At 42.2% G+C, this 13,633-nt stretch carries 10 protein-coding genes; 2 read left to right on the top strand and 8 right to left on the bottom strand.

What is annotated here, in order from left to right; translation table 11 throughout:
* Positions 1 to 70 precede the first annotated feature (70 nt).
* Entirely contained in the window at positions 71 to 1,720 is a 1,650-nt protein-coding gene (gene pafA / locus IQ13_RS19495) for an alkaline phosphatase PafA (protein ID WP_144888426.1), read from the bottom strand.
* Between the two features lie 145 nt (positions 1,721 to 1,865).
* Between pafA and IQ13_RS19490 the strand changes: the two genes are divergently transcribed.
* Positions 1,866 to 3,122, top strand: a complete 1,257-nt coding sequence (locus IQ13_RS19490) for an aminotransferase class I/II-fold pyridoxal phosphate-dependent enzyme (RefSeq protein WP_144888425.1) — start codon at positions 1,866 to 1,868, stop codon at positions 3,120 to 3,122.
* 77 nt (positions 3,123 to 3,199) lie between these two features.
* Here IQ13_RS19490 and lolA1 read toward each other — a convergent pair whose 3' ends face one another.
* Positions 3,200 to 3,865 carry an outer membrane lipoprotein periplasmic chaperone LolA1 gene (lolA1, locus tag IQ13_RS19485; RefSeq protein ID WP_144888423.1) on the bottom strand — a complete coding sequence of 222 codons (666 nt, stop codon included), beginning with the start codon at positions 3,863 to 3,865 and terminating at the stop codon, positions 3,200 to 3,202.
* Positions 3,866 to 4,040: 175 nt separating this feature from the next.
* Complete coding sequence (locus IQ13_RS19480; RefSeq protein WP_144888421.1) at positions 4,041 to 6,584, bottom strand: FtsK/SpoIIIE family DNA translocase; 2,544 nt, start codon at positions 6,582 to 6,584, stop codon at positions 4,041 to 4,043.
* A 102-nt stretch (positions 6,585 to 6,686) separates the two neighbouring features.
* Here IQ13_RS19480 and IQ13_RS19475 point away from each other — a divergent pair, with 102 nt between their 5' ends.
* Complete coding sequence (locus IQ13_RS19475) at positions 6,687 to 8,600, top strand: sensor histidine kinase (RefSeq protein ID WP_144888419.1); 1,914 nt, start codon at positions 6,687 to 6,689, stop codon at positions 8,598 to 8,600.
* On the opposite strand, the gene IQ13_RS19470 is transcribed toward IQ13_RS19475, so the two are convergent.
* The 5 genes from IQ13_RS19470 to IQ13_RS19450 all read right to left on the bottom strand — a co-directional run bounded on the left by IQ13_RS19470 (position 8,601) and on the right by IQ13_RS19450 (position 13,554).
* Positions 8,601 to 8,984 carry a DUF423 domain-containing protein gene (locus IQ13_RS19470; protein WP_144888417.1) on the bottom strand — a complete coding sequence of 128 codons (384 nt, stop codon included), beginning with the start codon at positions 8,982 to 8,984 and terminating at the stop codon, positions 8,601 to 8,603.
* Positions 8,977 to 9,483: a shikimate kinase gene (locus IQ13_RS19465; protein ID WP_144888415.1), complete on the bottom strand. Its 507-nt coding sequence runs from the start codon at positions 9,481 to 9,483 to the stop codon at positions 8,977 to 8,979. The genes IQ13_RS19470 and IQ13_RS19465 overlap by 8 nt, the downstream gene beginning before the upstream one ends.
* Positions 9,484 to 9,651: 168 nt before the next feature.
* Entirely contained in the window at positions 9,652 to 11,550 is a 1,899-nt protein-coding gene (rpsA, locus tag IQ13_RS19460; RefSeq protein ID WP_144888413.1) for a 30S ribosomal protein S1, read from the bottom strand.
* A gap of 259 nt (positions 11,551 to 11,809) precedes the next feature.
* Positions 11,810 to 12,592, bottom strand: a complete 783-nt coding sequence (locus IQ13_RS19455) for a TspO-related membrane protein (protein WP_144888411.1) — start codon at positions 12,590 to 12,592, stop codon at positions 11,810 to 11,812.
* A 47-nt stretch (positions 12,593 to 12,639) separates the two neighbouring features.
* Entirely contained in the window at positions 12,640 to 13,554 is a 915-nt protein-coding gene (locus tag IQ13_RS19450; RefSeq protein ID WP_144888409.1) for a 1-acyl-sn-glycerol-3-phosphate acyltransferase, read from the bottom strand.
* Between the last annotated feature and the right edge of the window lie 79 nt (positions 13,555 to 13,633).

Below are 13,633 nucleotides of genomic sequence, written 5' to 3'. Positions count from 1 at the left end.
TTTCTGATAATTTCTTTATACTGCCAATATTAATGCCAGCCAGCCGGCAACTGCAAAATCTTCATATTGTTTACTGTTGCAGTACGGGTAAGATGGGTTTTCCTACACAACCATTTGGCATTTGTATGCGTAAGAGAGCTGCTACTGTTGGAGCAATATCTGTCATGTACACTTCCTGGTTGCTCTTACCCGGTTTAATACCCCAGCCATACCACAACAACGGAATGTGACTGTCGTATGGATTCCACACACTGTGGTCGGTTCCTTTAGGATTATCTTTAAACCATTGTGGTTCGGGAATTACCTGCAAGTCGCCACTTCTGTAAGGATAGTAGCCATTGATCAAACGTTCACGGATAGGTTTTGGCAACAATGAATTATCCAGGTTCTCCTTATCAATTACACGATAAATGCCATCCTGTTTTTCCATGAAAGCAATCACATATTTTTTAATTACAGCAACATCTGTCTGCAGCGTATCAAATGCTTTTGTGTTTAAAGCAAGATTGTAATACGCAGAAAAGATCACCGCATTTTTTACGTTGAACTTGGTTGCAATTTCGTCATTCACTTTTTTTATAAGTGTTGATAATGGAATTGAACCTCCTTTCAGATTATTCGACTTTAAAAAATCAGGTACATGCGCTGCACCATGATCGGCCGTTAGAAAAACCGTGTATTGTCCTTTACCTACCGTTTCATCGAGATAGTTAAGAAAATCACCCAGATCTTTATCCAAACGCAGGTAAGTATCTTCTGCTTCAACCGAATTAGGTCCGTACGTATGGCCCATGTAATCGGGAGAAGAAATACTTACAGCAAGAAAATCGGTTATACCACGCTTACCCAACTGCTCACCTTTCATAGCCGCTTTTGCCATTTCAAAAGTATAGGTAGCGCCTTGAGGCAAATAAGGAAGCTTTCCATAGTTTGTTCCTGCATACGATTTTGTATCGTAGGGGAAAGTTGTTTTGTTCAACAAATCGCTGCGTTCGTGTACTGCACTGTCTTTACCACTTTGTAAATAGGTGCTAATAGGGTACAAGGTATTCCATCCTTGCTTGTAATATTCATCGGGCAACTTGCGAGCATTAAACTCTTTTGCCCATTGGGGTAAATCGTTCATGTAATAGGTGCTGCTCACAAACAGGCCACGTGCTTCATCGTACCAATAAGCAGTTCCGGAAAGACCTGCCGGCAGAATTGCACCACGATCTTTGATAGAAATACCAATTGATTTGCTTTGAAAGTTGGTAGCTAACCTTAATTCGTCTGTAACCGTGTTCGTCATCAAATTGCGTGGACTCATTTCGCCATCACGGGTATCGGAACCAACTGTTTTAACCGTTTTATCTTCTACACAATACATATTGCGTTGCTGTTTGGCATCCCACCAGTTATTGCCTGTAATTCCATTTACTGCAGGAACCGATCCTGTGTAAACCGCAGCATGTCCGCAGCCGGTTGCTGTTGGCGTGTATGGGATAAATGCATTTTCGCAACTAAAGCCCTGGTTCAGTAACCGCTTAAAGCCTCCGGTTGCTGCATAACGCTGGTAATAGCGGTAAAGGTAATCCCAACGCATCTGGTCTACCATGATGCCCACCACCAGTTTAGGACGTTGAATGTTGGCAGGTGCTGTTTGTTTAGGGGTTGAATTTTGCTGAGCTTCTGCAGCAAAAAAAGTGCAGAGAAAGAGTACTGAAAAAACGAAACGCATATGATTGATTTGAAGGGCAAAGATACCGTTACAGTCCTCACCGAAAAGCATTTTTACACGAAGGGGAACGGGCTAAAACCCTTCATCAATCGGCCGTAAATCCTTACCTTTGCGGCAAATTTTTCACCCTTAACAATTTCTTTATATGGCAGATATCTTTGAGAAGCTTATTAAGAACTATGGCCCGATTGGCCAGCACAGAGAACGTGCACATGGTTACTTTGCGTTCCCTAAGCTGGAAGGCGACATCAACAGCAGAATGAAGTTCCGTGGCAAAGAAAAAATCGTTTGGAGTCTTAATAACTATCTCGGTCTTGCCAACCACCCCGAAATCAGAAAGGTAGATGCGGAAGCTGCACAACAGTGGGGTCTTGCTTACCCAATGGGTGCCCGTATGATGAGTGGTAACTCCAACCTGCACGAACAACTGGAAAAAGAACTGGCAGAGTTTGAAATGAAAGAAGATGCAATCCTGATGAACTTCGGTTACCAGGGTATCATGAGTGCAATTGATGCAGTGTGTGGTCGCCACGATGTAATTGTATATGATGCAGAAAGTCATGCATGTATTATTGATGGTTTACGTTTGCACCCCGGCCACCGTTATGTGTTTAAGCACAACGATGTAGAAGATTGCGAAAAGCAATTGCAACGTGCAACTGCTTTAATTGAAAAGCAAGGTGCAGGTGGTATTCTGGTTATTACAGAAGGTGTGTTTGGTATGGCAGGCGATCAGGGTAAGTTGAAAGAGATTTGTGATTTAAAAGCGAAATACGAATTCCGTTTATTGGTTGATGATGCACATGGCTTTGGTACTTTGGGTAAAACAGGTGCAGGCGCAGGTGAAGAGCAAGGTTGCCAGGATGGTATCGATCTTTACTTCAGCACATTTGCAAAATCAATGGCATCGATTGGTGCGTTCTTAGCTGGTCCACGTGTAATTATTGATTACATCCGTTACAACATCCGTTCACAAATATTTGCAAAGAGCTTACCTATGCCGATTGTGGTTGGTAACCTGAAGCGTTTGGAAATGCTGAAAACCATGCCTGAGTTAAAAGAAAAACTCTGGAGCAATGCACGCAAGCTGCAGAATGGTTTAAAAGAAAGAGGATTTGATATTGGTAAAACAGATAGCCCCGTTACTCCTGTTTACATGAAAGGTGGTGTTGAAGAAGCAACAGCAATGGTGATGGATCTGCGTGAGAACTACAACATCTTTGCTTCGATTGTGGTATATCCTGTAATTCCAAAAGGCCACATCATTTACCGTTTAATTCCTTCTGCTGCACATACAGATGCTGATATTGAAGAAACACTCACGGCGTTCTCTGAAACAAAAGCAAAACTGGATGCAGGAGCTTACAAAGTAGAAGCAATTCCGGATATGGCAAATGCGTAATAAGCCAAATGGTTAAAATAAAGAGAGGCGGTTGCAATGCAACCGCCTCTCTTATTTAAGTAAAGTTATAAACGAACTTACCGCAGATCCACCACCTCAACACCGGGATATTTTGCTTTATTAAACACAAACTGTGCATCAGTTATGTTTGCATTTCCGTTAAGTGTTCCAACGGTATAGGTATACTTGTTACCACTCTTTTCCATTACTCTTGTACTGTAAATGGTTTGTGTTGCTTTATCAACCCATACCAATACTTTAAAAAACGATTTCGATTTATCGACAGGTGTTAACTCAATTTCCTGAAGTGTTTTACCTGCTTCTTTTTTCTCACCGTTTAATTTGTACAGAAAATCTTTATCGTAAAAATTAGTGAACAGCTTTTGCGGAGTAATTGAATTAGCTGAAGCTTCAAACTTCGAAATGGTTACTTCGTTTGCAGTTTTATCGTAGGTTGATACGGTTACACCATCACAAAAGATATCCTGACCACCGGTAATTGTTACACGATACTTATTTCCTTTTGTATAGAGGGTACCTTTTTTAACGCCTAATACCTTACCCTTGCCATCTTCACTTTTAAATGTGAATGTGGCCTGTACGGCTTTGTATGTTTTAAACTTTGCACTTACTGCATCAAGAATTTTTTTGGCAGCCGGATCGCTTTTACCCAGGCTTTGAGTTTGACCTACTGCTGCAACTGTTATCAATGCGCTTATCAAAAAAGTTACAATTGTCTTCATTCTAACGTTATTATCTGTTTTTATTTATGGATCGATTGAACATCCTTTCACAACTTCAGATTTGCCAAAAGCTGTGTTGGTTGCAATACAAAAACTTAATAATTTCTAAAGGTGATTGTTCAGGTGCGGCTGCAAAGATAGGTATCTGCAAGGGAAAAGGCTCTTCACCAGGCCGTTAGCCCATCATCTGCAAATGTTGCTCCAATTCCACTTCGGTTTTAATTAATACGTCTCTTGCTTTACTCCCCTGGCTTGGACCTACAATACCAGCTGCTTCCAGCTGATCCATCAAACGGCCGGCACGGTTATAGCCCAGCTTCATCCGGCGTTGCAGCAGCGATGTGGAGCCAACCTGGTTTTGCACAATTAAACGAGCAGCGTCTTCAAACAAGGCATCCCTGTCGCTGAGATCGAAATCTTTTCCTTCCAATTCTTTCTCATCCACATACTCCGGTAACAAAAAGGCCTGCGGATAACCTCTCTGCTTACTGATGAAGGATACGATTTCGTCAACTTCCGGTGTATCAACAAACGCACACTGCAAACGGGTTAATTCTCCGTTGTAGCTGATCAACATATCACCTTTACCAATCAACTGTTCTGCACCACCTGTGTCGAGGATGGTACGGCTGTCGACTTTAGACGATACCTTAAACGCAATCCTTGCAGGGAAGTTGGCTTTAATTGTACCGGTAATAATGTTTACAGAAGGACGTTGTGTTGCAATAATAAGGTGGATACCTACGGCACGTGCCAGCTGTGCCAAGCGGGCAATCGGCATCTCTACTTCCTTACCAGCAGTCATAATCAAATCGGCAAACTCATCCACTACCAACACAATAAACGGCAGGTACTGGTGGCCTTTTTGCGGATTGAGTTTACGGGCTACAAACTTCTCGTTGTATTCACGCAGGTTGCGGCAACCGGCTTCCTTCAACAGGTCGTAACGGTTATCCATTTCAATACACAAGGCATTGAGCGTATTGATTACTTTTTTGGTATCGGTAATAATCGCTTCGTCTTCGCCGGGCAATTTGGCTAAGAAATGCTTTTCGATATGGCGGTACAAACTCAACTCCACCTTCTTTGGATCGACCAAAACGAGTTTTAATTGTGATGGATGTTTCTTGTAAAGCAGCGAAACAAGGATCGCATTCAAACCTACCGATTTACCCTGACCTGTAGCACCTGCCATCAACAAGTGCGGCATAGTGGTAAGATCAACAATAAAGTTTTCGTTATCGATCTTTTTACCAATGGCAATCGGCAAACCAAAGTTGTTATGCTGGAATTTTTCCGATGACAACAAAGTCTTCATACTCACCACCGTCTTCTTCACGTTTGGCACTTCAATACCAATGGTTCCTTTACCTGGGATTGGAGCAATGATACGGATGCCCAAGGCTGCAAGACTTAATGCAATATCATCTTCCAGGTTTTTAATACGGGAAATGCGTACACCTGCTGCCGGAACAATTTCGTACAGTGTTACTGTAGGACCAACTGTTGCAAATATTTTCTGTATTTCAATATCGTAGTTGCGGAGCGTGTTAATGATCTGGTTTTTATAATTCTCCAATTCATGTGGATCCTGTACAATTTTTTCGCTACCATGATTCTCCAGCAAATTCAGCGATGGAAATTTGTAATCTTTCAAATCGAGGAATGGATCGTAAGGTGGTAAGTTTTCTACCACTTTTTTTACCGATGGTTCAGCATCGTCCTCTTCCGTTTCTTCCTCATCGGCTGCATTCTTAATTTCTAAAGCAGGTCCTTCAACCGGCATATCTGTTTTTGGCTGTCTAACAGGTTTCTCTGCAACAGGAATGGTCATTTCAACCGGTTCATCTGCTTCCTCTTCTTCCTCTTCGTATTCTTCTTCCTCGTCCTCGTAAACAGGCTCTTCCTCTTTCTCCGTTACAGAAAAACTATGTAACGGATTCTCTTCTTCCTGCTGTAATGGTATTGGCGTAAAGCCCGATTCTTTTTTCAACTGGTTAACGGGTACAGGCTTTTCTTTAACCACCGGTTCATTTAAATCGATGCGCTCAATAATTTCTTCGGGCAGAGGCTCAACGGTTACTTCTTTGGGTTTACGTTGCGGTAAACTAAACACTGGATTAAAACGCCAGATGATATATGAAATAGCCGCTAATGACAACAACAGACCTGTACCAGTTTTACCAAGGAAACCGCTTAACCAACCGGCAGCATAATTACCGAATGCCCCACCCCATGGAAAACCAAATGCATTAAGAAAGAATGAAAAGCTCACCGGTAAAACCAACAACCCTACCAACACATACTTCAGGTTGCGGGGTAGCGAGAATATTTTCTTACCGAATAAAAAGTTTACACCTGCAATGAAAAAGATACTGCAAATAAGATAGGAAGCAACTCCAAAACCTTTGTAGAAAAACAGGTGCGATATCCATGCGCCAAACCTGCCCAGCAAGTTTGATACAAGCAACTCATCATTAAACAAAACACCCGAAGCATTCTGCAGTACTTTATCCTGGTCTTCTTTCCAGGTAAAGAGGTATGATGTAAAAGCAAAAAATAAAATGAGCGAAATGATTAAAAAGGCAATCCCGGTAATCTTGTGGGTGCGTTCATCCTTCACAAGTTCTTTCACAGATACCTGCTCCTCTTTTTCCTGTTTCAGTTCCTCCACAGGGCTTTCCTTTTTCTTCTTCTCTTTTGTGCGGTTTGCAGCCATAAAAACAAAGATAAAGAATGCCTGTAACCCACCAACTGCCAAAACCCTGTCTGTTTCTGTAAAAAATATCTATCTTAACAGGCAACTCATTGCTCCCTGTTCATGAAAAAATACTGGCTGCTCAGCGTCCTTTTCCTTACGTCGTTTACAAAACTCTTTGCCCACGAGGACACGAGCCTTTCCGTTATCTATACGTCATCGGTTAAGAACCTGCATTACCTCGATAAGAATATGCATGTGTTCATCGACTCCAATAACAATGTTGATCTGCAGCTGTTACGGGGAATTATGTTTATGCACCTCAACGAACGGCCCAGACCCAAGGGCTTTAAGAAATACATGATCGATTCGAAAATGTATCTTCTTTTCTGGATCAATAACGATGAGGATAAACCACGTGATTTTTTTGTAACCCCGGGCATTTACGCCAAAGAATGTATTCTGTACACACGCATTAATAACGATTACCCGTGGAAAGAAATTCCCGGACAGGTTGTTCCCGATAAAAACGAAAATGCTTACCGTTATTTTACCGTACCTCCCGGCACCGAAATGCAGATATTGGTGCGCTGCAGTTATGCCCGCACAAACGTTATTGTTTTTAAGCCTTACCTCATTAACCCAATATATCTTGACGATCACATCAGCAAAAACCACAACGAATGGCATGGTGTAAACGTATTTACATATTTACTCTGTGGATTATTGCTGATGATGATGCTATATTCCTTTGCCAACTATGTACAAAACCTGAAGCGTTCGTTTCTTTACTACTCTCTCTACTCATTGCTCATCGGTGCGTTGTTGTTTTTAAAAGCGGCACTCCACGAACGTTCAACGCCATTTAATTTCTTTTACGAAGAATACCTGGATTACTTTCTGCAAATGAGTGGGTATATCTTTTACATCGGCTTCACACGCATGTTTTTAAATACCCCTGTGCAATATCCTACTCTCAATAAAATGTTTGTGATTGCAGAAATTGTGCTTGGCTTATTCCTGGCAGTATTTTCTGCTTTGTATTTTACAGGATCGGCTTACCCCAACCTCGTTGCCGTAGAAAATTCCAGTAAATACTTTTTGATTTTCCTGGGTATCATGTATGTGATTCTTGGTATTGTAAAACGCAACAGGTTAATGAATTATTTACTCGCCGGTAATGTCGCTAACCTGCTGTTTGGCGGTATGTCGCAATACCTCATCAGCTACCCGAGTTCTAACTTATTTCCCGATGCGCCATTATTCCGTCAATCGCTTGTGTATTTTGAAGTTGGCATTTTCCTTGAACTGATCTTTTTCCTTCTGGGTTTAGTGTATAAAAACAAAATTGAGCTGATTGAAAAAGTAAAGATGGATGAAGCCATGAAGCTGGAAGCAGAGAAACAGGAGTATGCCAAACAGATTGCTGTACTCAGTGCACAGCAGGATGAACGGAGCCGCATCTCTGCCGATATGCACGACGAATTGGGAAGTGGCGTTACCGCCATTCGACTGTTGAGTGAAATTGCAAGGAAGAAAACCAAAGATCGTCCGGTTGAGGAAATAGACAGAATTTCTTACAACGCCAATGAGCTGATGACAAAGATGAACGCCATCATCTGGAGTATGAACGCAGGCAATGATACCGTTGATAGTCTTGTTGCTTATATCCGCTCTTATGCATCTGAATACCTCGATAATTTTGATATGCTATATCGCATCAACACACCTTCCAACTTACCCAAGCTGGAAGTATCGGGGGTAAAGCGTAGAAATATTTTCCTTGTGCTGAAAGAGTCCATTAACAACGTTATGAAACATGCTGGTGCAACAGAGGTTACCATCAATGTTCACTTCAGCGACAACAACCAGCTGATTGTTGAAATTGCAGATAACGGAAAAGGAATTGATGCAGAAAAATTAAACCAGTTTGGCAATGGTTTAAAAAATATGAAACGACGGATGGAAAGCATTGGCGGCACATTTACTATTACCGGCACCAACGGTACACGTGTAACGCTGGAAGTTCCGCTTTAATTACTTTCTTGTTCCAACAAAAAGACAAAGCCAGCCGGCAATAAAGCATACACCTCCTATTGGTGTTATTGCGCCTAACCAGTTCATACCGGTAACACCTGCTGCTTTAAAAAAAGTAAGCGTATATAACGATCCGCTGAAGATAAAAATACCTGCAATAAATAACCCTGCTGCACGCTTATACCAGCTGTTTGCATTACTGTTCAACAAGATGCCTGTTAGTACAAGTGCCAGTACATGATAGAAGTGATACTGTACTCCTGTTTGATAGGTTTGTACTGCTTTTTCATCTACCATTTCTTTTAAAGCATGTGCACCAAATGCACCCAATGCAACAGCAAGTGCACCCAGTAAAAAAGCGAGTGACAATGTTTGTTTACCCATGTCTGCGAATAATTTTCTGAAAGTTGTCGATGTGCATGTACCGGGTTGGTAAATGATACATGGCCTGGTTATAAAACGAACTGCGTTCGTTGAGTTTATTGCTGATAAATTCTGCCAGCACTTCGTCATTCATACCTGCAATTAATGGCCGGGTTTCTTTTTCTGCATGAAGGCGTTGCACCAGTTCTTCTACTGTGCTTTGCAGGTAAATGGTAGCACCGTGGTTATTCATCTGCTTCATGTTATTATGAAAGCAAGGTGTACCACCACCACAGCTTAAAATAAAATCCTCTTTTTTATAAAACAACGCAAGCATCTCTGCTTCCATTTTGCGAAAAGCGTCTTCGCCTTTCTCTGCAAAAATAGCCGATACAGATTTGCCTTCTTTCTTTTCAATCTCTTCATCCAAATCGTAAAAAGGCAGACCACTTGCCTCGCTCCATTGCTTACCCCAATATGTTTTACCACTGCCCATAAACCCAATAATGAAGTACCGCATGAAGTTGTTGTTTGTTACGAAGGTAATGAGCGATGGACGATGAATGATGAATGATGAATGATGAGTTATCAACACCCTGCATACTCATCATTCATTACTCATTACTGATCACAAAAAAGCCCATCGTTTTGCAACGATGGGCCTGTATAAAGATCAGTTATAACTGTCTTACTCAGCAGCAGCATCAGAACCGCCATCGAGCTTTTTCTTCAGATCAGCAAGAACACCCAGATCACCAAGTGTAGCTTTCTCTACTTTGCTCTGTACGTCTTTCACTGCTTTCTTAGTACGTGCAGCGTCTGCTTTCTTCTCTTTCAGCTCAGCGTTCTTTTCTTCAATGATCGCCTGTTCCCACAAACGTGCATGGCTTACTACCACACGCTTTTCGTTACGATCGAATTCGATCACTACGAACTGTGCAGTTTCATCAGCCTGTACTTGTTTACCATCTTCCTTGTTCAGATGACGGTTTGGAGCGAAACCTTCGATACCGTAAGGTAATTGTACAATTGCACCTTTGTCATCCTTCTTCGTTACATGACCTTCGTGTGTTGTACCAATTGCGAATGTTTCTTCCAATGCATTCCAGGGATCTTCTTCGAGTTGTTTATGACCTAACTGCAGCTTACGGTTTTCCTTATCGATGCTGAGGATCATTACTTCGATATCCTGACCAACCTTTGTGTATTCACTTGGGTGGTTGAAACGCTTGGTCCAGCTAAGATCGCTGATGTGGATCATACCACCGATACCTGCTTTCAGTTCAACAAACACACCGTAAGGAGTAATGTTCTTCACCAAACCTTTGTGCTTGCTTTCTACTGGGAAAGTTTCTTCGATAGTGCTCCAAGGATCCTGGCTCATTTGCTTAATGCTCAAGCTCATCTTACGGGCATCTTTATCGAGCGTAACGATTTTTGCTTCGTGCTCATCACCCATTTTGAAGAATTCTTTTGCATTAACCGGTGTGTTAGCCCAGCTGATTTCACTTACGTGAACCAGACCTTCAACACCTGGCATGATTTCGAGGAACGCACCGTAGTCTTCAATGTTCACCACTTTACCTTTCACGGTGTTACCTTCAACGATTGATTCGCTGAGTGTATCCCATGGGTGCGGAGTGAGCTGCTTCAGACCAAGGCTGATACGTTTCTTATCATCATCGAAGTCGAGAACTACAACGTTCAACTTCTGATCCATCTTCAGTACTTCTGAAGGATGGTTGATACGGCCCCAGCTGATATCAGTGATATACAACAGACCATCAACACCACCCAGGTCAAGGAACGCACCGAAGTCGGTAATGTTCTTGATAGTACCTTCCAGTACCTGACCTTTTTCCAGTTTACCCATGATCACCGCACGTTGTGCTTCGATATCGCTTTCAATGAGGGCTTTGTGGCTCACAACAGCGTTCTTAATGGTCTCGTTAATCTTTACCACTTTAAACTCCATTGTTTTACCTACAAACTGATCGTAATCTGTTACAGGCTTCACATCAATTTGTGACCCCGGTAAGAATGTTTCCATACCGAAAACATCAACGATCAAACCACCTTTAGTTTTGCTGGTAACAGTACCTGTAACAATTTCACCTGTCTTATGTACTTCCATAATGCGCTCCCATGCACGAGTGATGCGTGCAAGCTTGCGGCTGAGGTGTAAGTGACCTTCTCTGTCTTCTTTCTCTACCACCATTACTTCAACAGTATCGCCGATTTTTAAACCTGGCAAATCACGGAACTCGTTCAAAGAAACAAGACCATCGCTCTTGAAGCCGATGTTTACTACAACATCTGTTTTTGTTAATGCCACAACCTGGCCATCAACAATTTCAGCATCGTTTACTTGCTTGAAAGTGCCATCGTAAACAGCATCATACTTTTCACGCTCTTCTTTGCTGTAGATTGCTACGTTGCGCTTGTCAACGCTCCAATCAAAATCATCGTGTGCAGTTTGCACAGCCACAGGTGCAGTTGTTGTCGCTGTAGATGTTTCGGCAACCTCAGTTGCAGGAACATTCTCCTGTGCATCAGCGTTTGAGTTAACAATTTGATTTTCTGACATAAAATAACCCCGATTTGTTTAATTGATTCGGGGCGGCAAAGGTAGGCCAAAAAGCCGTGCAGGCAAGGGCTTTGGAGCTGTTTTTTAAGCTAAAACACAAGAAAATCGGGGCTTTCGGTAAATAAGGCCTTGTTTAAGCAGTGGTTCCGGCCATTCGCTTGTAGTCCCGCTCTTTCAGGCTGGAGCTACCGCTGCTGTCCGGCAGCCTTTGAGCAACATCAAAAAATGCAACAGCCAGGCATCAGAACCGTCCAACCAGCTATCGGGCAAGGGCTCGTTTACGGATCAATGCAATAACAACCATCACCAGGCAAAGGGTAATACCGCCGTAAGCAATGGTTACAATTTCGCTGTGCGCCTGCTGCGAAAACGAAATGCCATATAACGCCCAGGCAACAACTAATGTGTAAGCAATATCTTTTCTGAAAATAGAAAAATAAGCACCCAGCAATGCTGCAACAGTAATCATGATGCAGCTCCACATAACAGCACCCACCCCAAAGCCATTCCAGTTATAATGCACCAGCAAGGCCGTTGTATTGGCTATGGTTGCTACACTGATCCAGCCAAGGTAAACAACAAAAGGTACGTACAGCAACAAATACTGCATGCCGTTCACTTGTTCTCTTACCTGTTGCAACTTTCGATAAATAACGAGCAGTGTTACCAACAAAGCCAGCATAAACAGCAATGATAATTCGATCTGCAGCAAATGCCACGTAATAATCCAAGTGCCGTTTAATGCACAAGTAAGTGTAAAATAATTGGCGATGTAAGTAACTGGTTGTAACAAGGAGTCACCCGTGTTGCCTTTCCACAATAACGATGTACTGTAAACCATATACCCCAACAACAGCAGGTAAATAATTCCCCATATACTGAATGTAAAGCCTGCAGGTACAAATAAATTCGGGTACATGGCACTTACATCGGCAGTCGTATATCCGTTTAACGGTAAGCCATTGGCCAACGCATTCATGGTAAGCATGTATGCAAAAAATACCCATTGATAAACAACCAGTGCCTTTGTATTTGTAATCATACCGTTGAAGTTACTACGTTAAAACAAAAGAAAGCTGCAGATGTTCATTACTTCCACATCACATAACTCTTAGCTAACAGCGGTAACGCAACAATTGAAGCGAGTGCAATAGCTGTGCCTGCAAATGCTTTCACCACAAAAAATACAAGCAGCAGATAAACAGGATAAAGAAAAGCCATCAGGCAAAACAAAATACTATCGTAATACTGTTCGCCACGCAGCTTCCAGGCTAACCGTTCTAACGGCACATAAAACAGAAAATGTGTAAGTACACCTAACATGGCGGGTATAAACAGCAAGAACTTCGGAATCTTAATGCGTGTATCTGCATTTATTTTTTCCGACAGATGTTGCAACTGTACTTCGGCGGCTTTATTGATAGCCATCATGGCAGCACCTGTTTCCATTCCTTCCCGCACTACTTCTTTTCCAAACTGCTTACCGAAATTGATGTCGAACGATTTAGGAAAATCGACAAAGGAATTGTAACGCACCCATACCGGTAAAAAGGTAACATCCAACCCATCGGCCCAGGCTTGCAGCAACATACGTGGTGCACCTTTTTTTAACGGCAGCTGAAGCGTGGTTTGGTGGCGACAGAATCCTTCCACAAATATCAACACATGCTCACCACGTTTTAAGATTGCACGCACTTCTTCAAAAGTGGCATCATTGTTTGCCAGCTGATCTTTACCATCCGTCATCCGGTAAATAGGAATCATATTAACCGAGCGTAAAATTTTTCGTACAACCGGATTTTTAAACACACCGCTTCTTGTAATAAAATGCACCCGGTGATCCATTACAGCACCAACAATAATTGCATCAAGAAATGAATTGGGATGGTTCACTCCCAGGATCATTGGAGTGGTAATCTTTTTTGCGGCAGGATTAAAAATGCCCAATCGCTTTGCAAAAATCCAGAAATAGAGATTGGTGAGGAGTTTGGTAAAAACGTACATCGGCTCTTGGTAATTAAGTGCGGCAAAGTAACTGAAAAAATACGCATCTGCTTAAAACTGTAATGAACCAACCGTCATT

Origin of the sequence: Lacibacter cauensis (assembly GCF_007830055.1) — a bacterium.
In the GTDB taxonomy this organism is placed as follows: Bacteria; Bacteroidota; Bacteroidia; order Chitinophagales; family Chitinophagaceae; genus Lacibacter; species Lacibacter cauensis.
This window is presented reverse-complemented; position numbering and strand designations above follow the sequence as displayed.